Raw genomic sequence first — 25,104 nt, forward strand, 5'->3', positions numbered from 1 at the left:
GTTTCAATATATTGTGGCCGATGCGGGGTATGGCAGTGAAGAAAATTATCAAAGCATCATCGACGATTACGAAAAAGTGCCGTTGATTCCGTACGGTATGTACCATGCAGAACAGAAAAAAAAATATAAAAATAATCCCCAGTACCGTGCTAACTGGGACTATGACGAAATTGCGGATACATACGTGGACCCCGATGGGGTGTGGTTCAGCTTCTCCCACTACAGCACCCGGACCGATAAAAATGGGTTTCAGCGTCAGTTCAAGGTCTACAAAGCAGATAAAGAGCAGGAAGACAGCCGGTTAAACGAGCTGGCGAGGACCCCGAAGGGCAAGCTGCGAACAACCTCTGTCAACTACAACTGGGAGTACTTCAAGCAACAAGTAAAAGAAAACCTGGAAAGCGAAACGGGGAAACGGATCTACGCGCAAAGAAAGATTGACGTAGAAACGGTTTTCGGTCGCATGAAGGGTCATTTTGGTATGCGCCGGGTTCATGTGCGAGGCAAACAAGCCGTTCACAATGATATCGGCCTGATGCTCATGGCCATGAACTTGACGAAATTGATGCTGGAATTGGGCAGGTGGACTGCCCAATTCTCACATCATTCAACGAAAAAAGAAACGCAACAGATCCTCAGTCAAAAAAAGGCTGGTTTCTGTTGTGTTTCTTTTTATTTGGAGCTAGTTATTTCCCAGTCCCAATTTTTGCTTTGCATGATGTTATTGATTTTCTGTTTTTAAACATACAAGAAGATGCCGAAAAACATAAAAGCGGCGCCTGCCATAACAAAGAGATGCCAAATGACATGCATAAAGCCGTATTTTTTGTTCGAGTAAAAAATAGTCCCCAAACTGTAACTCAAACCACCTAAAGCGATCAGCACAATGCCGTTCAGACCGAGTGTCTGGTACATCGGTTGAATGATGAACAGCGCCATCCATCCCATACCCAAGTACAAGAGGGTGGAAATACCGTTGAATTTTCCGACGAAAAAGATCTTCAGGATAATGCCGATGATTGCGATTGCCCAAACGGCAATGAACAAAGCTCTGCTTTGACCGTTACGTACCGCAATCAAACAAAACGGCGTATACGTCCCTGCAATCAACAAATATATGGCTGCGTGATCGATGTAGCGGAATATCTTTTGGAAGCGGGTCATACTGAAACTGTGATAGAGCGTCGATGACAGAAAAAGTAAAATCATCGAAGCACCGTAAATGGCATAAGCTACGACTTCTGTAACGTTTCCTGATTGGGACCCCTTCAAAATGAGTAAGACGCATCCTACGATGCTAAGCAAGGTCCCGATTCCATGCGTTACGGCATTCAACACTTCGTTTACGATGATTTTGCGTCTGCCTTCTGTTTGCGGAAAAGTAGTCACATTCATTCCTCCTTGTTGCCTGACAGCAATTTTTTTTGGCCAAAGAAAAAAACAGTCTCCAACAACGTCCTTCTGAATGCATTATAGCACATTAAATGGTAAGCTTTAGAAAATCATAGTATCCCTTCCGCAAAAAAAGATTGGGACTTTCAGAAAGATATCTTTAAAGGAGCGAGTTCAATGGGAATCAATCAACAAAGAAGTGTGAGGAATAGTCCGAATCCATGGAAAATTGGATTCATAACCTTGTCGCTCATACTGGTGCTGGCAGCAATTTGGATTTTCTCGAAAATTGCGATGGTTCAGCCTAGCCAAACAGCGACTGATGCTCTAACCACGACGCAATCAGCGGATCAGCTCTCGATAGGGTTGTCCTTGAGCAATAACGAATTGGCGGTCATCGCCAATGAATATCTGAAATCCGAGCAGAGCTTGGATGGCTACTCGTTGGAGATGACGGATGCGGTGACTTTAAAAGGAGAGACTGTACTTTTGGGGCTTTCGATCCTGTTCGCTCTAACAGGAGAGCCGCATGCGACAACGGACGGTAATCTGCAGCTGAAGGTGACCGATATTTCCCTAGGTGGGCTGTCTTTGCCCGAAAAGGAAGCCTTGACTCTTTTGGCTCAATTTTTGGAATTGCCTGCATTCGTCAGCTTGGATGCGGATTCGGAAACCGTACTGATGAATTTGGCCAACATCAAACTTCCGAAAGAGAGTGCCATCCGCTTGCTTTCGATCGATAAAGAGACGAAAGAATATTCGTTTGAAGTAAGCATACCAGCAGAAAATTTGTTAAAATAGAAAGAGGCCTAATTTATGAGACAATCTTTTTACCTTTTCATCCTGACGTATCGAGACCCATACAAAAAGGACAAAAAAACAGCATTTGCGAACCGGGTTTCCGAGGATATCGGCTTTCCGAAGCAAATGACCGATTATCACGAACTTGCCGATTACCTGGAATTGAGCGGAGAGTACACAGAGTTCATGTCCGTATTTGATGAGTTGTTCGAAGTATACATCGAGAGAAACCAAAACTAGATAAAGAAAGAAGGAAATGAAATGAGTACACACATTGCAGCAAAACCTGGTCAAATCGCGGAAACTGTTTTATTGCCGGGCGACCCATTGAGAGCGAAGTATATTGCCGAGACCTATTTGGAGAATGTCGAACAGTACAATTCTGTCCGGAACATGTTCGGATATACGGGGACATACAAAGGTAAACGTGTCTCTGTCCAAGGCACAGGGATGGGTTTGCCTTCCATCATGATTTACGCAAACGAATTGATCACTGAGTACAATGTACAGAATTTAATCCGGGTCGGTTCCGCAGGGGCAATCCAAAAAGATATCCATGTGCGTGATATCGTCATTGCCCAAGGAGCGACCACCGATTCCAGCGTTGTCAGCAATACATTCAATGGTCAAGTCAATTTTGCGCCAATCTGTAGCTTTGAATTGATGCACAATGCCTACCTGGTTGCGAAGGAAAGAAATCTATCCGTCCACGTCGGCAATGTCCTGTCTTCGGACCGCTTCTACAATGAAGAGTTGGATAAACAAAAGTTGGCTGACTATGGCGTTCTGGCCGTGGAAATGGAAGCTGCCGGTCTCTACTTGCTGGCCGCCAAATACAACCGGAAAGCTTTAGCTTTATTGACCATCAGCGACCATATCCTGACAGGGGAAGAGACGACTGCCGAAGAGCGTGAAACTACGTTCGATGACATGATGCTCGTTGCTTTAGAATCTATCCTATAATCTTAAAGAGGTGTACTTTGAATGGGCAACAACGGTCATAAACTAAAAAAACGTGGAGTCAAGCTCTCCATCTACTTCCTGTCCTTACTTATCGTCGCAATTGCGGCTATTGGCGGGACGTATGCGTGGATCGGCAGGAGCGTTACTCTCCCATCGACAGTAGAGATTATCCAAGGCACAAACAGTTCGACATTGGATATAGCTGCATCCGAACGCATCGGAGCTGTCTATCAGACACTGCTCAATAATTATGTCGAAGGTGTCGATAAAGAGGCGTTGATTGAGGGTGCCTTGAGCGGCATGGTGGAAGCAGTCGGCGATCCCTACAGTCAATACTTGAACACAGAAGAGAGCGAGAACTTGGATGAGACGATTTCCGCCTCATTCGAAGGAATTGGAGCTGAAATCATGTCCTTGAATCAGCAGATTGTCATCGTTTCGCCGATCAAGGGCTCTCCAGCTGAAAAAGCAGGACTGTTGCCGAATGACATCATTCTCAGTGCGGATGGCGAATCATTGCAGGGCTTAACGGCAAGCGAAGCAGTCGCGCTGATCAGAGGCGAAAAAGGAAGTGAAGTGGTCCTGGAAATCGTTCGCGGTGACCAGACATTCAAAGTGAATATCACCAGAGACACGATTCCGATCGAAACGGTGACTTTTGAACTGGATGAAGAATATCCGGAAATCGGCATCGTCCACGTTTCCAGTTTCTCGACGCCGACCTATGACGATATCGTCAGCGCTGTAACGGATCTGCGTACACAAGGCGCCACATCCTTTGTGTTTGATTTCAGGCAGAATCCAGGCGGTTTGTTGGATCAAGCTCTGAAGATCAGCAATATGTTCCTTGACGACGGCGACGTCATCATGCAGACGCAAGAAAAAGATGCCGAGCCGAATAAGATTGTGGCCAGCGAAAGCGAGTTCGGAGATTTCAAGATAACCGAACCAAGCGTACTGCTTGTTGATGAGGGAAGTGCCAGTGCATCGGAAATCGTCGCGGGAGCTCTGCAGGAATCATCCGAAATTCCGTTGGTTGGGACGACAACCTTCGGCAAGGGGACTGTGCAGACAGTGTATCCGTTGACCGAAAGCAGCGAGTTGAAATTGACGGTTGCCAAGTGGCTGACGCCAAACGGCAACTGGATCCACCAAAAAGGCATTGCTGTGGACTACGAAGTTGCTCTTCCGGAATACGCCACTTTAACGATTATCGATTCTACGGCAACCTATGAAGAAGGAACTGTCTCGGAAGAGGTCAAGAATGTGGAAGCGATGCTGAACGCCATCGGATACGCGGTCGAAGCAGACGGTTACTACGATGAAGCTACTGTCGAACAGGTAGCCTCATTCCAAGCTGCAAATGAGCTGGATGCAACCGGAATCGTAACGGGCGACACCGCGTTGGCTATTGTTGAAAAATTGCGCGAAGTTCTTACGGAGAACGATACACAGTATGATAAAGCTGTGGAAATATTGATGGGGAACGAATAGTCCGAAAGGTTTGGCTGCTTTTTCGAAGGGCCAAACCTTTTTGTAATGTCCGGAATTGCTTGGAAGTATCGCCTTTGGATTTGTTGCAATTCTTTTTGTGCGTAAAATATGCTAAACTATGAGTATTGTTTTCGTAAACTATAACCAAAAAGGTTGATACCGATGAAAGTAGATAAAAAGATGCAGGATGGGATTTGGGATTGGGTGAAGGCGATCATCTTAGCCTTGTTGCTGGTGCTCATCATCCGTTTTTATGTTTTCATTCCGTTGAAAGTTGAAGGCGACTCAATGAGTCCAACGCTAGCACAGGGCAACTATCTCTTATATGAGACATTTTCGGACATTGATCGCTTTGATATCATCATCTTCAGCAATGAAGATGGGCAAACGCTCATCAAGAGAGTCATCGGGTTACCGGGTGATTCCATTTCATACAGTGAGGATCAGCTGTATCTGAATGGAGAGGTCATCGAAGAGCCTTTTCTTGGGACGGAGCAGCAACAGGGAATGGATGTTTTCACTTCTGATTTTGATTTGTTTTCCTTGACAGGAGTTGAGATAGTCCCGGAGGATAGTTATTTTGTGCTTGGGGACAATCGAGTGCGTAGCCGGGACAGCCGGATATTCGGTTTTGTGCCACAGGCTGATATAGCCGGAAAAGCTGCAATGGTGTATTTTCCGTTTGAGGATTTTGGCTTTATTGAAAATTAAGAACCGACTGGGTTTATAAGAAAGGGTGATTCGATGTCATTTGGAAATAAAAATCATGATTACCAAGACTCTGGTTTTGTTTCAAGGAACGAAAGATTCGGAGTCGAACAAAAGAAAGATATTCAACCGGAAAAACGAGGTGGCTTTTTTCGGGAAGCGCTGAGCCTGCTTCTTTCGGTGGCGATTGCCTTTGTGCTGTTCGTTGTCATCCGGACTTATCTGTTTTATCCGTTCCAGGTTGTCGGTGATTCGATGGTACCCACTTTGGAGACGGGAGATCGGCTGATCCTGAACAAATTGGCCGAAGTTGATCGTTTTGATATCGTCGTGTTTCCTGCTCCTGACGGGACGGATGAAGAATATGTGAAACGCGTCATCGGGCTTCCTGGTGACGAAATCACTTATTTCCAGGATGAACTTTATATCAACGGCGAAAAAATCGAGGAGCACTATCTGGAGCCGCTGAGAGAGGATTCAGGACAAATGCTGATGTTGGATGAAACCTTATTTGACATGACTGGGGAAACGTCCGTTCCTGAAGATACGTATTTCGTCTTGGGGGACAACCGCGTTGTTTCGAAAGATAGTCGTGTCTTCGGATTTATCCCCGCAGCGCAAATCGAAGGGACAGCTGATTTAAGACTGTGGCCTTTAAACAAAATAGGGATCATTGCTGATAATGGGGCAGAAGAATAAAGAGACAACCGCACACAAGTGTATTTGCACTTGTGTTTTGTCTTGAAATGGAAGCGAAGGATTTACTTAGAAAAGGAAGTGTCAATATGTTAATACAATGGTTTCCAGGCCACATGGCAAAAGCGAAACGTGAAGCGTTAGAAAAATTAAAAATGGTCGATTTGGTGATTGAGTTGCTGGATGCGCGCCTTCCGGAATCGAGTCGGAACCCATTGATCGACGATATCATCGGAAACAAACCAAGATTGATTGTGCTCAATAAGGCTGACCTTGCGGATAAGACAGCCACAAAAGAATGGGTGGAATACTTCAAACAGGATAACAAAGCGCAGCGAGCCGTTTCGATTTCGACGCTTAACAATAAAGATGTAGAGAACATCAAAAGAGAACTGAAAGCGATGATGGCGCATAAAACGCAGGCGATGATCGCTAAAGGCGTCAAACCTCGCGCCATCCGTTTGATGATCCTTGGCATCCCTAACGTCGGGAAGTCAACTTTGATCAATAAATTGATGCAGAAGAATCGAGCCCAGACCGGAAACCGACCTGGTGTGACAAAAGGGCAACAATGGCTGAAAATCGGCGGTGATTTCGAGTTGTTGGACACTCCGGGGATACTGTGGCCTAAATTCGAGGATCAGCTGATCGGTCAAAAACTTGCCCTAACCGGAGCAATCAAGGATACCGTTTTCCACAAGGATGATGTCGCTTTATTCGCGTTGCGTCATTTTATGCAGTATTATCCAGGCAGATTGCAGGCATTCTATAAGGTGGACGAAAAAGAATTCGAAGGAGCGATTCCGGACCTGTTGATGGAATTGACCACGAAACTGCGCTTTGGCGAGGATTACAGCCGTGCCAGCGAGAGAATCATTTTTGATATCCGCGGCGGCAAACTTGGGCCTTATACTTTGGATCAGGTTCCCGTTAAACTGGCGGAGGCTGGAGAGGACTTAGCGGAATGAACAAACCATTGAGCATCGCTGCCATCAAGGAGCAGTTGCAGGAAATCCGATCGTTGGAAGATCCACGATGGACAACGATCCGAGCCGACTCCCGCAAAGGCGTCCAAGCCGCGATCAAATCGTGGGAGCGGAATTATCAACTCGACCTCGCCTTGAAAGAACGGCAAATCCAGATGATGGCCTTCGAAGAGGAACTGAAGGCAAATGGCCGGCTTGCCATCGCAGGTATCGATGAAGTCGGCAGAGGCCCGTTAGCCGGCCCGGTGGTCGCTGCCGCCGTCATTCTGCCGGCAGAGCTCCCTTTCCTTCCGGTCAACGATTCGAAACAACTCTCTGCAAAAAAAAGGGAGCAACTATACGATCAGATCATGGCCATTGCCGATGTCGGGATCGGATTGATTTCCCCGGAAACGATTGATGCCGTGAATATTTATGAAGCCACGAAACTGGCGATGATGCAGGCGATCGCCAATCTGAAACAAGAACCGGACAGCCTGCTGATCGATGCCATGAAGCTTCCTTTGCCGATCGAGCAGCAATCGATCATTAAAGGTGATGCCAAATCGGTCTCCATCGCTGCGGCGAGCATTGTCGCGAAAGTATACCGTGATCGCCTGATGTCCGAATATGCGATTCAATATCCTTACTATGGTTTTGAGAAGAACGCCGGCTATGGCACCCAACTGCATTTATCCGGTTTGGAATCGCATGGTATTACCCCTATCCACCGGAAGACGTTTGATCCTATCAAAAGCATGCTGAGAGATCAGTAAACATTCTGTACTCCAAATGCAAACAATTGAATAAAGCTTAATGCAACTCCTTGCGTATTATCTTATCAGATTGTACGCAAAGGAGTTTTTTTATGGAAATGAACCACGAGGATCTGACGGTCCGCGATAAGTTGATTTATCATGCAATGACTGGCGTGTGCACGCCACATTTCATGAAGCATCTCTATTTGTCTTGGATGAGGGATCCGGATTATTCAATAGAAGAGAACATCAAAGGTTATGTTCCGATGGCCAATGAATCAAAACAGCAGAAACTAAAGTCAGCCATACAAACAGCCTACAGCAGGATGTCTTATGAGGAATTACTGGAACTTTACCGGAGCAATGATATTCAGATTTTGACCATTCTGGATAATGGTTATCCGGAGGGCTGGTTTAATAGCTATCTGCCTCCAATTGTGGTGTTCTGCGCGGGTAATATCGGTTTATTGGAGCAGCCGTGTTTAAGTGTCGTAGGCAGCCGCAGTCCGTCCGCCTATGGAAAGGCAGTCCTGAATGAAATGATACCGCCGTTGGTTGTGGAGGGCATCACGATGGTGAGCGGGCTCGCCAAGGGAATCGATAAGATGGTTCATGCTTATGCAATCGAAAACGGTGGAGCAACGATCGGGGTCATCGGAACAGGGTTGGATGTCACCTATCCAAGAGAAAATGCTTCCCTTCAGCGGAAAATGATGGCGGAACAGCTTGTCATCAGTGAGTATCCTTTGGGCTCAAAGCCGGAACGATATCATTTTCCGATGCGAAATCGCTTGATCGCCAATCTCTCATCGGCAACACTGGTGATCGAGGCAACAGAAAAGAGTGGAAGCCTTATAACTGCGAATCTAGCCTTGCAGGAAAATCGAGATGTTTTTGCGGTCCCAGGAAATATTACCAGCCACCTCAGCGTCGGTACCAATCAATTGATAAAGGCCGGTGCTGCTTGCGTTTTGAATGCGACTGACGTGCTGGAGGAAATGAGAACGCAGTGGAACTGAAGCATCTTCGAAATAACTTCCATTTGACAAACACCTAGTTTATGGCATAAGATGGGAAACGATTTAAATGACAGAAATATACATACAAAATATTTCGTTGAGAGGAGTCGTTTCTTTGGCTTATAAATATTTAGTCATCGTGGAATCACCTACTAAAGCCAAAACGATAGAAAAGTATCTTGGCAGAAACTATAAAGTGGTAGCGAGCAAAGGCCACTTACGCGATTTACCAAAGAGTCGAATGGCGGTTGATATCGAAAATGACTACCAACCGGACTATATTTCCATCCGTGGTAAAGGCGACCTTATAAAAGAATTGAAAAAATATGGACACAAGGCAGAAAAAATTTACTTGGCTTCCGACCCGGATAGAGAAGGGGAGGCCATCTCATGGCATCTTGCACATTTGTTGGGCTTGGACCCAGCAGACAATATCCGTGTCGTTTATAATGAAGTAACCAAAGATGCAGTTAAAGAAGCACTCAAAAACCCAAGACCGATCAATATGGATCTTGTCTCAGCCCAGCAGGCCCGAAGAATCTTGGATCGTCTGGTAGGGTACTCCATTTCACCCATACTATGGAAGAAAGTCAAAAAAGGTTTGAGTGCCGGACGGGTTCAGTCCGTTGCGCTGAAACTGATCATCAACCGTGAGGAAGAGATTGCCGGTTTCGAGCCTGTGGAGTCTTGGACAATAGACGGCACTTTCCTGAAGGACAAACATGTTTTTCAGGCGGCATTTTACGGGTTGGACGGGAAGAAACTGAAGTTGAAGACAAAAGAGGAAGCGGATGCGGTGCTGGAGAAGATTACATCCAATGTCTTTGAAATCACCGATGTTACGAAGAAACAACAAAAACGTAATCCGGCTCAGCCTTTCACGACTTCCAGCATGCAGCAGGAAGCCGCCAACAAACTGAATTTCCGTACGCGGAAAACGATGATGGTCGCGCAAGAACTTTACGAAGGGATCGCACTCGGCAAAGAGGGCTCAGTTGGACTGATCACCTATATGCGAACGGATTCCACACGTGTTTCAGCCGGTTCGATTGAAGAAGCCCATGAATACATAACAGGTACATATGGCCCAGAATATGCCATCGAGAAACAACGTGAGAAAAAAAAATCTCAATCGGCGCAGGATGCCCATGAAGCCATCCGTCCTTCAAGTGTTTTGAGGGTTCCAAGCGAAATCGAGCCTTTCTTGACGAAGGATCAGTTCAAATTGTACCAATTGATTTGGGCACGCTTTTTGGCTAGCCAAATGACTCCGGCAATCTTCGATACGATGAAGGTAGATCTCAAGCATGAGGATGTTATGTTCCGCGCGACAGGTTCCAAGGAGAACTTTGCCGGTTACCGCAAAGTCTACGTAGAAGGCAATTCCAAGGAAAAAAATAACCTTCTTCCGGAAATGGCTGTCGGCGATACGGTTTTCTCAAAAGACATCGACCCGAATCAGCATTTCTCACAACCGCCGGCTCGATACTCGGAAGCAACGCTCATCAAAGCTTTGGAGGAGAACGGTGTCGGTAGACCTTCGACCTATGCGCCGACAATCGAAACGATCCAGAAGCGTTATTACGTAAAAGTGACAGCAAAACGTTTCGAACCAACCGAATTGGGTACGATCGTAAACGGTTTGATTTCCACTTATTTCCCGGATATCGTGAATATTTCCTTCACTGCCGGGATGGAACAAGATCTAGACAGTGTCGAAGAGGGAGAAATGGAATGGGTTAAAGTAGTCGATCGTTTTTATAAGCCATTCGCCGAAGAGCTAGCGAAAGCGGAAGTCGAGATCGAAAAAATTGAGATCAAGGACGAGCCTGCCGGATTCGATTGCGAATTATGCGGCCATCCGATGGTCATCAAAATCGGCAGATTCGGAAAATTCTATGCATGCAGCAATTTCCCGGAATGTCGCAACACGAAGCCGATCGTCAAGAAAATCAACGTGACGTGTCCTGTGTGCAAAAAAGGCGAGGTCATCGAGAGGAAATCCAAGAAAAATCGGATATTCTATGGGTGTGATCGTTACCCAGAGTGCGAATTCATCTCCTGGGACAAACCGATTGGCCGTGATTGCCCGAAATGTCAACAGTATCTTGTTGAGAAGAAGGTCAAAGGCGGCATCCAAGTGAAATGCAGTCATTGTGAATACGAGGAAGACATACAGAAATAACGTTATGGAGGCATACTATGACAAGTAGAAGAGTTACCGTGATCGGAGCCGGCTTGGCCGGAAGCGAAGCGGCTTTTCAAATAGCGGAGCAGGGTATCCAAGTCGATCTCTATGAGATGAGGCCGAAAAAGATGATGCCTGCCCACCATACTTCAGGCTTCGCGGAATTGGTCTGTACCAATTCACTGCGGGCGAACCAAGTCACGAACGCCGCCGGATTGATAAAGGAAGAAATGCGTCATCTGAATTCCCTCATCATCCAAGCGGCTGATGCGACCGCGCTTCCTGCGGGCGGCGCTTTGGCGGTCGATCGAGAAAATTTTTCAGCTTATGTTACGAAAGCATTGGAAGAACATCCCAATATCACAATCCATCTGGATGAGCTGACGGAATTGCCTGAAGGGATCACGGTGGTAGCGACTGGCCCTTTGACTTCTGAACCATTAAGCCAATCGATTCAACATTTCATTGAAACGGAAGGATTGTACTTCTATGATGCCGCCGCACCCGTGTTGGAAAAAGATAGCATCAATATGGAGAAGGTTTACTTGAAGTCGCGTTATGACAAAGGTGAAGCCGCCTACCTGAACTGTCCGATGACCAAAGAGGAATTCGAAAACTTCTATCATGAACTGATTACGGCTGAAGTAGCCCCATTGAAAGAATTCGAGGAAGAAAAATATTTCGATGGGTGCATGCCATTCGAAGTGATGGCCTCAAGAGGTGAAAAAACGTTGCTGTTCGGTCCGATGAAACCGGTCGGACTGGAAGATCCGAAGACTGGAAAGATTCCCTATGCGGTTGTGCAGCTCCGTCAGGACAACGCTGCCGGATCCCTATACAATATTGTCGGTTTCCAGACTCACCTGAAATGGGGAGAGCAGAAACGGATCCTGCGAATGATCCCGGGGTTGGAAAATGTTGAGATTGTACGTTACGGAGTCATGCATCGGAATACGTTCCTGAACTCTCCAAAAATTCTGCGCGCCACCTATCAGAGCCAAAAACGCGACGACCTGTTCTTCGCCGGCCAGATGACCGGAGTTGAAGGATATGTCGAGAGTGCTGCAAGCGGGCTGTTGGCTGGCCTCAATGCCGCCAGAATGGCGAGCGGACAGGAATGTGTTGTCTTCCCGAAAGAGACGATGATCGGTGCGATGTCCCACTACATCACAAATACAGACAGCAAACATTTCCAACCGATGAACGCCAACTTCGGGATCATTGAACCTTTAGGCGGCAAGAAAATCCGCGATAAACAGCTCAAAAACCAGATGATAGCCGATAAAGCATTGGCTGCTCTGGACGAATTCGTGCAAACGATTTAAGTTCGCCAACTTACATTGAAATCTCTCCAACATTGTGATAAATTTAGTCATAAGATGTTGGAGGGATTTTTTTGTCTAATCAAGAATTAATCGATCGTTTCATAAAATATTTGGCTATCGAGAGGCGCTATTCCGACGAAACCGTCAAGGCCTATCTGTTTGACCTGAAAAAATTTGAATCCTTTCTTGAGGAAAGTGGAACCAGCAATTTGCTGGCGGTGAAATTGTATGATGTCCGACTGTATTTGAGTTTTTTGGACGAACAAAAACTGAGTCGGAATACGATTTCGCGCACATTGTCCAGCCTGAGGGGATTCTATCACTTCCTGATCCGCAATGACCTTCTTGATGAAAACCCTTTATCCTATATCTCATTCAAGAAAAAGCAATTGCGTTTGCCGCAGTACTTATACGAAGAAGAGTTGGAAAAACTATTGCGCGCAGCCGAAGGGACGGAAATGCTCGACTATCGGAACCGAGCGCTGGTGGAATTGTTTTATGCGACCGGAATGCGTGTCAGCGAGTGCAAGAACATCAAGTTACAGGATGTTTCCTTCGAATTGGGTGTCATTTTAATTTTCGGAAAAGGAAACAAAGAACGTTATGTGCCCTTCGGCCATTATGCCGCCGCTGCCATTCAGGAATATCTGGAAATGACCCGGACAGAATTGATGGCTAAACACCAACGCAATCACGATTATCTCTTTGTGAGCCGCTTGGGTGATCCGCTCACGGCAGGCGGTATTGAATACATATTAAAACAGATCATGAAAAAAACCGGATTGACCGGTACCTTGCATCCGCATATGCTGCGGCATACGTTTGCGACCGATATGTTGAACAACGGAGCAGATATGCGGACAGTCCAGGAACTTTTAGGACATGCTAGCCTGTCTTCCACGCAAATATACACTCATGTAACGAAAGATGCCCTCCAAAGGAATTACAACAAATTCCATCCACGGGCGAAACGGGACAGCAAAAAACAGGGGGAATAACAAATGACAACAATCTGCGCAGTGCAGCACAACGGACGTTCAGCCATGGCGGGTGATGGCCAGGTAACGATGGGGGAATCCGTCATCATGAAAGGGACCGCAAAAAAAATCAGACGCATCTATCATGATGAAGTCATCGTCGGTTTCGCAGGCGGCGTAGCGGATGCGTTCACCCTTGAGGACAAATTTGAAGAGAAACTGAATCAGTACAAAGGAAACTTGCTGCGCGCCTCCATTGAGGTGGCTAAAGAATGGCGGGGAGATCGCGCTCTTCAGAAACTGGAGGCGTTGTTGATCGTCATGAACAAGGAACAGATGCTGCTTGTTTCCGGAAGTGGGGAAGTCATCGAACCGGATGATGGCATCCTGACGATCGGATCGGGCGGAAATTATGCCTTGGCTGCAGCAAGAGCGCTGAAAAGAAGAGGCTCCGATCTTTCCGCTAAGGAAATCGCCTACGAAAGCCTCAAAATCGCCTCAGAAATCTGCGTATTTACTAACGAAAACATCATTGTTGAAGAATTTTAGATAGGTGGCTAATATAATGAAGGAACAGCACAACAGAACACCCAGAGAAATCGTCAAGGAGCTCGATCGTTATATCATCGGCCAGGATGCCGCAAAAAAAGCAATCGCTGTCGCTTTGCGGAATCGCTACCGGAGACAAAAATTGGATGCCGATATGCAAAAAGAAGTGACGCCGAAAAATATTCTGATGATCGGGCCGACCGGGGTAGGAAAGACCGAGCTGGCGAGACGCTTGGCCTTATTGGTCGAAGCACCCTTCGTCAAGGTCGAGGCCACTAAATTCACAGAGGTCGGCTATGTCGGCCGCGACGTTGAGTCGATGGTCCGGGACCTGATGGAGAACGCCATTCAGATTGTCGAAAAGCAGAAGCGTAGCGATGTCTATGCGAAAGCCTATGAGGCTGCTTTAGAAAGGCTCTCAAAGGTAATGAGGCCGGGTACCAAAAAAGCTAAGCCCAAACAGGAAGGTATGAATGACTGGCAAAATATGTTCAAGAATCTAGGGATGCCTCTGCCGGAAAGTCAGGAAGAAGAAGTTGAAGAAGTGACCGCCGAAATCGCCAAGAGCAGAGCGGAAATCATTGAACAATTGCGTAAAGGACTTCTGAATAAGCGTGAAGTCTCCATAAAAGTGGAGGAAAAACAAGCAAATCCCTTAGGTGGCGGCGGAAACAACGAACAAATGATGATGCTTCAGTCGGCATTCGAATCCATGACGCCGAAAAAGAAAATCCAGCGGACACTTTTGGTCGAAGATGCTATCGAGGTACTTGTGCAGGAAGAAACCGACAAACTGGTCAACAAGGATGATATTTCGCAGGAAGCTTTGAAGTTGGCCGAAACCAACGGCATCATTTTCATCGATGAAATCGATAAGATCACTTCCAAATCACAAAATTCAGGTGAAGTGTCGCGGGAAGGTGTGCAACGGGATATCCTTCCGATTGTCGAAGGAAGCCAGGTTTCCACCAAGTATGGGACACTCCAAACAGATCACATCCTCTTCATCGCATCCGGCGCGTTCCATGTTTCCAAGCCAAGCGATCTCATCCCGGAACTGCAAGGTCGTTTCCCGATCCGCGTAGAATTAAATGACCTTACGGAAGATGATTTCGTCAGAATCCTTACCGAACCCAATAATGCGATGCTAAAGCAGTACACTGCGTTGTTGGCAACTGAAGACGTCGATATCACTTTCACCCAGGAAGCTATCCGGAAGATGGCTGCCATCGCGACTGAGGTTAACCAGGAAACCGATAACATCGGAGCTAGACGGCTGCATACGATCATGGAAAAATTATTGGAGGATTTGTTGTTCGAAGCTTCCGAAATACCTGGTACAGAAATTACCATAACAGAACATTATGTCGATGAAAAGCTTGAGAAAATTGTAGAAAATAAAGATTTAAGAAGATATATCCTTTAAGCATAAATAATCCCCTTCAGGATAGATAAACCTTGTGGATATTTTCTGATGGATGATCGTATGGGGGGAAACATGGACGAATTATTAGAAAAGTTGAGAAGGATCAACCACATGCTTCAAAAAGAGGGTGGGTTTGTCACTAACAGTGGCGAAGCGACAGCATTGCCTTTTACGGAAATGGCAAGCGTACTTGGTGATATTTTAAGAGCCAACACGTATCTGATCGATCTATCCGGAAATCTATTGGGCTACAGCGAGGCGACCGATATCAACAATACCCGCATCAAACAAATGCTGGAGGATAAGAAATTTCCGGAACAGTATGCCCAAAATCTCTCTGCTTTATTTCAAACGACCGCGAATATCGGCATTGAATCTGATTTCACTGCCTTTCCGATTGAGAGTAGAGACTTGTTTATTACAGGTGTCACAACAATCGTTCCGATTTTTGCTTCCGGCAAGCGTTTGGGGAGTTTGATTTTGGCACGTATGTTTCCGGCTTTTGACAGCAGCGACTTGATTCTTGCCGAACACGGGGCCACCGTAATCGGTATTGAGTTGCTGCATAGCATCAATTTGCGTACGGAAGAGGCAACAAGAGTGACGACACTGATCCAAATTGCAATAAAATCCTTGTCTTTCAGCGAACTGGAAGCAGTCAAAGCTATTTTTGAGAGTTTTCCATCCTTAGAGGAACGCATCACCGCATCGAAAATTGCGGAAGAAAAAAATATAACGCGCTCCGTGATTGTGAATGCTTTAAGGAAGCTGGAATCAGCCGGCATTCTCGAGACGAGATCGCTCGGCATGAAGGGGACATTCATCAGAGTCGTTTCCCCAGAATTGCTTGATGCTTTAAAAAAGGCTTTGAATCAAAGAAATGATCAGTAATCAAATTGGTGTAAAGCCAAACTAGGGGGAAATGTCATGGAGTTTGTAATCGAAAATGAGCACCTTATAGTAACCGTAAAAGATAAAGGTGCAGAAGTATCCAGTGTAATCGCAAAGAAAACTGGTATCGAATATATTTGGCAAGCTGATGAGAAAGTTTGGAACAGACATGCCCCTGTCCTATTTCCTTTCGTAGGACGCCTGAAGGAGGACTCCTTCCGATATAAAGGTAACACTTATCCAATGGGACAACACGGTTTTGCCCGCGACTCGAAATTTTCAGTGCATGAGCGTCTGACTGACAGCATTACGTTCATTCTTGCGCCGAACGGTCACTTCAAAGATGTTTATCCATTTTTGTTTGAATTGCAGTTGACTTATCAATTGTTCGAGAACCAGTTGTCCGTCATTTACAAGGTGAAGAATCTTGATGAAAATACGATGTATTATTCGATTGGGGGGCATCCAGGCTTTAACGTTCCGTTGACGGAGGGTGAGGCATTCGAAGATTATTACGTCAAGATGACTCCTGAAACTTCCCGAGAGCGCTTATTGCTGGAAGGGCCGTATCTAGCCGCAGACAAAGCACTTGAAGTGGAGCAGAACAATTTCCCGCTGCAAAGAGAACTATTCCAGAATGATGCCATTATTTTGAAAACACCGGAACCGACGACGGTGACGTTGGCATCTAAAAAAGGCGAGCACGGAGTTACAATGTCCTATGAAGATTTTGACTACTTAGGTATTTGGACGAAGCCGCAGCAAGACGCAACTTACGTCTGTTTGGAACCTTGGTGCGGATTGGCTGACAGGTCGGATTCGGATGGGGTGTTGGAACGGAAAACAGCCATCCAACCACTTGAACCAGGAAATAAACGTTATTATGTCCACAGGATCGCGTTCTTCTAGATCGTTGCCTAGTTACACTAAAAAGGCAGGACCGTAAATCAGCAATGATTTACGGTCCTGCCTTATTCTTTTATTCTTTGACGCTCTTTGATTTGTAGCCGAAAGGTACTTTGCTTTCTGTCCCATTCTTGATCCGGTAAATGTTGGAACGGTGACGATAGATGATGAAAACCGTCAAAAGGATCGTCACAATCGTCAACGGCCAATCCTTAAAAAAGAAGGAAAGGAAAATTGCCGTAAAACAGACCAATATGCTGGATAAGCTGACCATTCTGGAAAAATAAAGATAGATGACGAAAGCGATGATGGCTTCTGTGAAAAAAAGGGGGTTATAAGCCAAAATGATGCCGCCGCTTGTAGCGACTGCCTTACCACCTTTGAATCCCGCAAAAAGGGGATAGGTATGCCCTAATGCTGCCACAACACCGGCCAGCAAAGGGTGAATTTCAGCCCCTAACCATATCGGTAGTAAAGTTGCCGCCGAGCCTTTCAGCATGTCCATGATCAAGACGATTGTACCAGCTTTTTTCCCTAAAACGCGGAAGGTATTCGTCGTTCCGCTGTTCCCGCTGCCGTATGTGCGGATGTCTGTATGATAAAAATATTTTCCAATCCAAATGCCTGAAGGGATGGAACCCAAAAGATAGGCCAGGACGATGACGACTGCTGTCATTCTCACTTCACTCCTAATTTAAAACTCCAATATAAAACAATTCCAGTTCATTTTACCATTTAATCCACATTTTTCCTATAGGAGTCAGAATTCTGTCTTATTTTTAATACTTTTCAAAGTGAAAATTATACAGTATGATAGAATAGATGTTCGGTTCAGAACAGAGATGAAGGAGTTTTTTTATGGCACAAAATAATGAGAATAAATACAATGACGACTCCATCCAAGTGTTGGAAGGACTTGAAGCAGTCAGGAAACGGCCAGGTATGTATATCGGTTCGACCGACGCACGTGGACTGCATCATTTAGTATATGAAATAGTCGACAATGCAGTTGACGAGGCTTTATCGGGGTTTGCCGATAAAATCGATATCACGATCCACGAAGACCAAAGCATTAGTGTCAAAGATAATGGCCGCGGCATGCCGACTGGGTTACACGCTTCAGGTGTACCAACCATCCAAGTCATTTTCACAGTGTTGCATGCTGGTGGCAAATTCGGTCAAGGAGGCTACAAAACTTCAGGAGGCCTCCATGGTGTGGGTGCAAGTGTCGTCAATGCCCTGTCCGAGTGGTTGGAAGTGTCCGTCATCCGAGAGAGCACAGTCTATACGATGAAATTCAAGGATGGCGGGAAACCTGCCAGTAAATTGACTAAGGCAAAAAGTGCCGCAAAAGGTTCAGGCTCTTCGATTCACTTTTTGCCCGACAAGGAAGTTTTCGGAACAGCGCAGTTATCCTATGAGGTTTTGGCGGAGCGGTTCAGGGAATCAGCCTTTTTATTGAAAGGGTTGACCATCACGCTGAAAGATGAACGGACGGAACAAAGCGATACTTTTTACTTCGAAGAAGGAATCAAGGAATTCGTTGCTTACTTAAATGAAGAAAAAGATACACTGCATGATGTCGTGTATTTCAGTGGAGAAGCAGATGGGATTGAAATTGAATTTTCCTTCCAGTATAACGATGGTTATTCGGAGACGATTTTGTCTTTCGTCAACAACGTCCGCACTAAGGATGGCGGCACCCACGAAACCGGTGCGAAGACAGCCATCACCAAAGCCTTCAACGAATACGCCCGGAAAATGAACCTGATCAAAGAGAAGGAGAAGAATCTCGAAGGCAGTGATGTCCGTGAAGGTCTTTCGGCAGTGTTGTCCTTGCGCGTTCCAGAGAATCTGCTGCAATTCGAAGGCCAAACGAAAGAAAAATTAGGCACACCACAAGCGCGGGCCGCCGTTGATGGCCTCATCAGCGAAAAATTGAGCATCTATCTGACCGAGAATGGCGAAACGGCCCAAATGCTTGCCAGGAAATCCCTCAAAGCCAGAGAGGCCAGAAATGCAGCGCGAAAAGCCCGTGAAGAGACGCGAAATGGCAAAAAACGCCAAAAAAACGAATCGCTGTTGTCCGGCAAGTTGACACCTGCGCAAAGCAAAAATCCGAAAAAGAACGAACTATACCTAGTCGAGGGTGATTCCGCCGGCGGATCCGCCAAACAAGGACGCGACCGCAAGTTCCAGGCGATTCTCCCGCTGCGTGGGAAAGTCATCAATACTGAACGCGCGAGCATGCAAGATATACTGAAGAACGAGGAAATCAACACGATCATCTACACAGTAGGCGCGGGCGTCGGGGCGGATTTTGATATCGAGGATTGCAATTATGACAAAATTATCATTATGACGGATGCGGACACGGATGGTGCACACATTCAGATCCTGTTGCTGACTTTCTTCTATCGATACATGAAACCGCTGCTGGAAGCCGGGAAAATTTATCTGGCGCAACCGCCCCTCTATAAAATATCCAAGGGTTTCGGCAAAAACGAAAAAATAGAATACGCATGGACCGAAAAGGAGCTGCAGGAAAAGATCGACATCATCGGTAAGGGCTACATCTTGCAACGCTATAAAGGACTGGGAGAAATGAACGCGGATCAGCTATGGGATACTACAATGGACCCAGAAACCAGAACGTTGATCCGGGTTCTCATCGACGACAAGGCCCAAGCCGAGCGCCGTGTCACGACACTGATGGGGAACAAAGTCGAACCGCGAAGAAAATGGATCGAGAAGCATGTCGAATTTTCGATGGCCGATGATAAGAGCATTTTGGAGCAAGATCTTGCACCGACTTCCGATAGCGGACAGACGCAGCTTCAAGATAAAGTTAAAAAAGCGTCTTCTGGTCAACAGACCGCTCACGACATGGAGCAGATTTCGTTAGATTTTGAAAGTGGTGAACAATAGTGGATAATCTGGAAATTAAAGAGCTGATGCTTGAAAACGTAATGGGAGATCGTTTCGGACGCTATTCGAAGTACATCATCCAAGATCGGGCTTTGCCTGATATCCGCGATGGACTGAAACCTGTCCAAAGACGGATTCTTTATGCGATGGATGTTGCCGGGAACACTTCGGAAAAAGGCTTCCGAAAATCAGCTAAAACTGTCGGGAATGTCATCGGTAATTACCATCCCCATGGCGATTCCAGTGTCTATGAAGCGATGGTCCGTTTGAGTCAGGATTGGAAGATGCGAGAAGTATTGGTCGAAATGCACGGCAATAACGGAAGCATGGATGGCGATTCAGCTGCAGCGATGCGGTATACCGAAGCACGTCTTTCGAAAATTTCTGCAGAATTGCTACGCGATATCGATAAAGAAACAGTAGACTTTGTACTGAACTTCGACGATACCGATCAGGAACCTACCGTGTTGCCTGCCAGATACCCGAATCTCTTGGTGAACGGCGCTACCGGCATTTCCGCAGGGTATGCAACCGATATCCCGCCGCATAATTTAGGTGAAGTCATCGATGCAACTTTGCACCTGATCGATCATCCTGATGCGGAGCTCAAAGCGCTTATGAAATATGTTAAAGGACCTGACTTCCCTACCGGAGCAATCATTCAGGGGTTGGAAGGCTTGCAGGATGCATACAGAACCGGAAAAGGTAAAGTTGTTGTCCGTTCGCGCACGTCCATAGAGAGCATTCGTGGCGGCAAACAGCAAATCGTCATTTCGGAGATTCCTTATGACGTCAATAAAGCGACGCTTGTGAAGAGGATGGATGAAATCCGCATTAACCGTAAAATCGAAGGAATCGCTGAAGTGCGGGATGAATCGGATCGCTCGGGACTCCAGATTGTCGTTGAACTGAAAAAAGAGGCAAATGCAGAGGGGATTCTCAATTATCTGCTCAAGAATACGGATCTGCAAGTGAACTATAATTTCAATATGGTCGCAATCGATGAACGTCGTCCGATGCAGGTCGGGTTGCACCAAATACTGAAAGCTTATATCCGTCATCAGAAAATCGTCATCACCCGCAGGACAAATTATAACCTGAAGAAGGCAGAGACGCGCCTGCACATTGTGGATGCATTAATCAGAGTGATTTCGATCCTTGATGAAGTCATTCAATTGATCCGTGACAGCAAAGACAAAAAGGACTCGAAACAGAATCTGATGAGGCAATATGCTTTTTCGGAAGCGCAAGCGGAAGCTATCGTTTCGTTACAACTGTACCGGTTATCCAACACGGATATCACTGCCCTGCAAAACGAAAAGTTGGAACTGAATGAGCAGATTGCGACGTACCATGAAATTCTGAAGCAAGAAAAAACATTGTACGCTGTGATGAAAAATGAGCTTGCCACGGTCAAAAAGCAATACGCTAACCCTCGCAGGACTACAATCCAGCATGAGATCGAGGAAATCAAAATCGATACGGAAGTGTTGGTGCCGATAGAAGAAGTCATTGTCGTAATCACTAAAGAAGGCTATTACAAGCGTACCAGCCTGCGTTCTTTTGGAGCGTCGACAATCGAAGAAATCGGCTTGCGCGAAGGAGATAAGCCGCTATTTGTCGGGAAAGCTTCGACCCTGGATGCCATCGTGATGTTCACCAACAAGGGGGACTATCTTCATTTCCCGGTACATGAGTTGCCGGAGTTGAAATGGAAAGATACGGGCCATCATATCTCGCAAAACATTCCCTTCGCTTCGGAGGAGAAAATCATCAGTGTGGAAATGATTCCGAATAACGGTGAACCAACCGGTACCCTTCTTTTTGTATCAAAAGAAGGGTACATCAAACAGACACTGATGAGCGATTTCCGGACTTTCCGTGGTTACAGGAATAAAAAGGCAGTCGCCATGAAGATGAAGAGCGAGACAGATACGATCGTTTCAATCCAACGTCTGGAGGATAAGCAAAATTACGAGGTTCTGTTGGTGACGCACTTCGGATTTAGTTTGCGATACGCCGTCAGCGAGGTGGGCATCATCGGAACGCGCGCCAGCGGAGTTAAGTCCATTAACCTGAAAGAAGGAGATTTTGTAGTAGGGGGAGCCGCATTTAAAGAAGGTGATGATGAGTTCCCGATTCTTGTGCTTACACAAAGAGGGAACATCAAAAAATTCAAATCCGGAGAAGTTCCGATTTTGGGTCGAGCAAAACGAGGGTTGATGCTTCTGAAGGAGCTGAAGGCCAAGCCACACCGGATCATTTTTATGGATTGCAATCTGTCCATCCCTAATCATTATGCAATCCGAACGAGCAACGGCAAGACTATTATGGTGGAAAGCAAAGAAACGCCATTCAGTCCGAGATATTCCAACGGCAGCTTCGCAATCAACGAGAAGACCGATGGCGAAGTATCGGATATCGAAAAAGAGTTTGATTTTTCACAAATTAGAATTTCCTAATTTTCTGTTATAAACAAAATATCAAAACGGAAACTGTGTAATAGTACAGTTTCCGTTTTTTTATGAAACAGATTTTTGGTCAAAATAAAGGTTTCACTAACTAATCAGAAGCTTTAATCGTAAAAATTCTTTTGGAAATCCCTACATAACAAGGTTTAAAAAGATTTATTTCAAATAATACAAAAAGTTCGGAAAAAAGATTGATAGTTGTTGCACTTTTATCTGTACGTGTTATAATGTTCGTGTAGAAACCTGTTACACATATCACAATGTGAGGGCACTTTATAGGAGGAACATATAATGGAACAGTGGCAAGGTTTTAAAGGTAAAACTTGGAAAGAAGAAGTCGACGTAAGAGACTTCATCATCAACAACTTCTCTGAATATACAGGCGACGAAAGTTTCTTGGCTGGCCCTACTGAAACCACTACTCAATTATGGGATCAAGTAATGGATCTTACAAAACAAGAAAGAGAAGCTGGCGGCGTATTGGATATGGATACAAAAGTTGTCTCTTCCATCACATCACATGCAGCGGGTTACTTGAATAAAGAAAAAGAGCAAATTGTTGGTTTCCAGACTGAAAAACCACTTAAACGCAGCTTGATGCCTTTCGGCGGTATCCGTATGAGCGAACAGGCTTGTGAAGAAGCTGGCTACAAAGTTGATCCAGAAGTTTCAATGATTTTCCGTGATTACAGAAAAACACATAACCAAGGCGTATTTGACGCGTACACTCCAGAAATGCGCGCAGCAAGAACAACCGGCGTCATCACAGGCTTGCCGGATGCTTATGGCCGCGGACGCATCATCGGCGATTACCGTCGTGTTGCTTTGTATGGCGTGGACTACCTGATGCAAGACAAACTGAAAGAATTCGCTAAGATCGGCGACGGCACAATGACTGAAGAAATCATCCGTTTGAGAGAAGAATTCAGCGAACAATACCGCGCTTTGAAAGAATTGAAAGAATTGGGAAACATCTATGGATTCGATATTTCCAAACCAGCCACAAACGCTAAAGAAGCTTTCCAATGGTTATACTTCGGCTACTTGGCAGCTGTTAAACAACAAAACGGTGCTGCAATGTCATTAGGCCGTACTTCCACTTTCTTGGATATCTATATCCAACGCGATTTGGAAAACGGAACATTGACTGAAGAAGAAGCACAAGAAATCGTTGACCACTTCGTAATGAAATTACGTATGATCAAATTTGCACGTACGCCAGAATATCAAGAATTGTACTCAGGGGATCCTCAATGGGTTACTGAAGCAATCGCAGGTATGGCACATGACGGACGCTCAATGGTTACAAAATCAAGCTTCCGTTTCTTGAACACATTGACTAACTTGGGAGCTGCTCCAGAACCTAACTTGACAGTCCTTTGGTCAACTAAATTGCCTGAAGGATTCAAGAAATACTGTGCTAAAATGTCTATCGAAACAAGCGCAATCCAATACGAAAATGATGACATCATGAGCCTTGAATGGGGCGACGACTACGGCATCGCATGCTGCGTTTCCGCGATGAGAATCGGGAAACAAATGCAATTCTTCGGAGCGCGTGCTAACTTGGCCAAAACATTGCTTTACGCTATCAACGGTGGGGTTGACGAAACGAAGAAAAAACAAGTCGGACCTAAATTGCAACCAATCACTTCAGAGTACCTTGATTACGATGAAGTTGCCGAGAAATTCGATGTTATGATGGACTGGATCGTAGCTTTGTATGTGAATACATTGAACGTTATCCACTATATGCACGATAAATATTCTTACGAATCATTAGAAATGGCGTTACATGATACACACGTTGTCCGCACATTGGCGACTGGTGTCGCTGGTTTCTCAGTGACGATCGATTCACTTTCAGCTATTAAATACGCGAAAGTTAAACCTATCCGCGACGAAAATGGCATTGCGATTGACTTCGAAATCGAAGGCGACTTCCCTAAATACGGTAACAATGATGATCGCGCTGACCAAATCGGTATCGACTTGTTGAAACAATACATGGGCAAAGTTAAGAAACATCAAACATACCGCAACTCAATCCCGACAACTTCTATCCTTACGATCACTTCAAACGTGGTATATGGTAAGAAAACTGGTAGCACGCCAGACGGACGTAAAGCCGGCGAACCATTCGCACCTGGTGCTAACCCAATGCACGGAAGAGATACACACGGCGCTTTGGCAAGCTTGTCTTCAGTTGCTAAGATCCCTTACAAATATTCATTGGACGGTATCTCCAATACATTCTCGATCATCCCTAAAGCATTGGGACGCGAAGAGGAAGTACAAAAAGACAACCTTGCAACAATGTTGGATGGATACATCGCTAAAGGTGGCCATCACTTGAACGTCAACGTATTCAACCGTGAAACATTGCTTGATGCAATGGATCATCCTGAAAACTATCCGCAATTGACGATCCGCGTTTCCGGATACGCTGTTAACTTCATCAAGTTGACTCGTGAACAACAAATGGACGTAATCAACCGTACAATGCACGAAATGATGTAATTTGTTTCACCCTGCGTATTAATCGTATAAAATTAAACGGATGGATCATTTGATTCATCCGTTTTCTATCAAAGGGAGCGAAAAATCGCTCTTTTTGATAGGAAATATTCCTTATAAAAGATACAAT

The 25,104-nt window shown here is 45.6% G+C and carries 22 protein-coding genes; 20 read left to right on the forward strand and 2 right to left on the reverse strand.

Annotated elements, in window-relative coordinates; all coding sequences use genetic code 11:
- Positions 1–742, forward strand: a 742-nt coding sequence (locus BMZ71_RS06590; RefSeq protein ID WP_143071398.1) for a transposase, incomplete at its 5' end; no start/stop codon positions are given.
- On the opposite strand, the gene trhA is transcribed toward BMZ71_RS06590, so the two are convergent.
- Positions 739–1,389 carry a PAQR family membrane homeostasis protein TrhA gene (gene trhA, locus BMZ71_RS06595; RefSeq protein WP_232309294.1) on the reverse strand — a complete coding sequence of 217 codons (651 nt, stop codon included), beginning with the start codon at positions 1,387–1,389 and terminating at the stop codon, positions 739–741. The genes BMZ71_RS06590 and trhA overlap by 4 nt on opposite strands.
- Positions 1,390–1,569: 180 nt before the next feature.
- Between trhA and BMZ71_RS06600 the strand changes: the two genes are divergently transcribed.
- From BMZ71_RS06600 to BMZ71_RS06675, 16 genes are all read left to right on the forward strand, one after another.
- Positions 1,570–2,193, forward strand: coding sequence for a YpmS family protein (locus BMZ71_RS06600; protein ID WP_086989096.1), 624 nt, complete (start codon positions 1,570–1,572; stop codon positions 2,191–2,193).
- 15 nt (positions 2,194–2,208) lie between these two features.
- Positions 2,209–2,433, forward strand: a complete 225-nt coding sequence (locus BMZ71_RS06605; RefSeq protein ID WP_068560712.1) for a YozE family protein — start codon at positions 2,209–2,211, stop codon at positions 2,431–2,433.
- A gap of 21 nt (positions 2,434–2,454) precedes the next feature.
- The gene (deoD, locus tag BMZ71_RS06610; RefSeq protein WP_086989097.1) at positions 2,455–3,156 is read left to right on the forward strand and encodes a purine-nucleoside phosphorylase; all 702 of its coding nucleotides are present in this window, start codon (positions 2,455–2,457) and stop codon (positions 3,154–3,156) included.
- Between the two features lie 21 nt (positions 3,157–3,177).
- Positions 3,178–4,650 carry a S41 family peptidase gene (locus tag BMZ71_RS06615; protein ID WP_086989098.1) on the forward strand — a complete coding sequence of 491 codons (1,473 nt, stop codon included), beginning with the start codon at positions 3,178–3,180 and terminating at the stop codon, positions 4,648–4,650.
- A 162-nt stretch (positions 4,651–4,812) separates the two neighbouring features.
- A complete protein-coding gene (gene lepB, locus BMZ71_RS06620) occupies positions 4,813–5,361 on the forward strand; it encodes a signal peptidase I (protein ID WP_086989099.1) in 549 nt (182 codons plus the stop codon).
- Between the two features lie 33 nt (positions 5,362–5,394).
- Entirely contained in the window at positions 5,395–6,057 is a 663-nt protein-coding gene (lepB, locus tag BMZ71_RS06625) for a signal peptidase I (RefSeq protein WP_086989100.1), read from the forward strand.
- An 86-nt stretch (positions 6,058–6,143) separates the two neighbouring features.
- Positions 6,144–7,022, forward strand: a complete 879-nt coding sequence (gene ylqF, locus BMZ71_RS06630; RefSeq protein ID WP_086989101.1) for a ribosome biogenesis GTPase YlqF — start codon at positions 6,144–6,146, stop codon at positions 7,020–7,022.
- Positions 7,019–7,795, forward strand: coding sequence for a ribonuclease HII (locus BMZ71_RS06635; RefSeq protein WP_086989102.1), 777 nt, complete (start codon positions 7,019–7,021; stop codon positions 7,793–7,795). The genes ylqF and BMZ71_RS06635 overlap by 4 nt, the downstream gene beginning before the upstream one ends.
- A 92-nt stretch (positions 7,796–7,887) precedes the next feature.
- Complete coding sequence (gene dprA / locus BMZ71_RS06640; protein ID WP_086989103.1) at positions 7,888–8,796, forward strand: DNA-processing protein DprA; 909 nt, start codon at positions 7,888–7,890, stop codon at positions 8,794–8,796.
- A 115-nt stretch (positions 8,797–8,911) separates the two neighbouring features.
- Entirely contained in the window at positions 8,912–10,981 is a 2,070-nt protein-coding gene (gene topA / locus BMZ71_RS06645) for a type I DNA topoisomerase (RefSeq protein WP_086989104.1), read from the forward strand.
- A 17-nt stretch (positions 10,982–10,998) separates the two neighbouring features.
- Positions 10,999–12,309 (forward strand): FADH(2)-oxidizing methylenetetrahydrofolate--tRNA-(uracil(54)-C(5))-methyltransferase TrmFO, encoded by a 1,311-nt coding sequence (gene trmFO, locus BMZ71_RS06650; protein ID WP_086989105.1) that lies wholly within the window; start codon positions 10,999–11,001, stop codon positions 12,307–12,309.
- 71 nt (positions 12,310–12,380) lie between these two features.
- Positions 12,381–13,307, forward strand: a complete 927-nt coding sequence (gene xerC / locus BMZ71_RS06655) for a tyrosine recombinase XerC (protein WP_086989106.1) — start codon at positions 12,381–12,383, stop codon at positions 13,305–13,307.
- A 3-nt stretch (positions 13,308–13,310) separates the two neighbouring features.
- Complete coding sequence (hslV, locus tag BMZ71_RS06660; protein WP_086989107.1) at positions 13,311–13,835, forward strand: HslVU peptidase proteolytic subunit; 525 nt, start codon at positions 13,311–13,313, stop codon at positions 13,833–13,835.
- A 16-nt stretch (positions 13,836–13,851) separates the two neighbouring features.
- Positions 13,852–15,261, forward strand: a complete 1,410-nt coding sequence (hslU, locus tag BMZ71_RS06665) for an ATP-dependent protease ATPase subunit HslU (protein WP_086989108.1) — start codon at positions 13,852–13,854, stop codon at positions 15,259–15,261.
- A gap of 72 nt (positions 15,262–15,333) precedes the next feature.
- Positions 15,334–16,152, forward strand: a complete 819-nt coding sequence (gene codY, locus BMZ71_RS06670) for a GTP-sensing pleiotropic transcriptional regulator CodY (protein WP_086989109.1) — start codon at positions 15,334–15,336, stop codon at positions 16,150–16,152.
- Between the two features lie 36 nt (positions 16,153–16,188).
- On the forward strand, positions 16,189–17,061 hold the full coding sequence (locus BMZ71_RS06675; protein WP_086989110.1) for an aldose 1-epimerase family protein: 873 nt from the start codon (positions 16,189–16,191) through the stop codon (positions 17,059–17,061).
- A gap of 70 nt (positions 17,062–17,131) precedes the next feature.
- On the opposite strand, the gene plsY is transcribed toward BMZ71_RS06675, so the two are convergent.
- Positions 17,132–17,734, reverse strand: coding sequence for a glycerol-3-phosphate 1-O-acyltransferase PlsY (gene plsY, locus BMZ71_RS06680; RefSeq protein WP_086989111.1), 603 nt, complete (start codon positions 17,732–17,734; stop codon positions 17,132–17,134).
- A 182-nt stretch (positions 17,735–17,916) separates the two neighbouring features.
- Between plsY and parE the strand changes: the two genes are divergently transcribed.
- The 3 genes from parE (at position 17,917) to pflB (ending at position 24,977) form a co-directional block, all read left to right on the forward strand.
- Entirely contained in the window at positions 17,917–19,986 is a 2,070-nt protein-coding gene (gene parE, locus BMZ71_RS06685; RefSeq protein WP_086989112.1) for a DNA topoisomerase IV subunit B, read from the forward strand.
- Between the two features lie 26 nt (positions 19,987–20,012).
- Positions 20,013–22,448, forward strand: a complete 2,436-nt coding sequence (gene parC / locus BMZ71_RS06690) for a DNA topoisomerase IV subunit A (protein WP_086989133.1) — start codon at positions 20,013–20,015, stop codon at positions 22,446–22,448.
- A gap of 300 nt (positions 22,449–22,748) precedes the next feature.
- Entirely contained in the window at positions 22,749–24,977 is a 2,229-nt protein-coding gene (gene pflB, locus BMZ71_RS06695; protein WP_086989113.1) for a formate C-acetyltransferase, read from the forward strand.
- Positions 24,978–25,104 lie beyond the last annotated feature (127 nt).

Origin of the sequence: Trichococcus flocculiformis (genome assembly GCF_900113645.1) — a bacterium.
Classification (GTDB): Bacteria; Bacillota; Bacilli; order Lactobacillales; family Aerococcaceae; genus Trichococcus; species Trichococcus flocculiformis.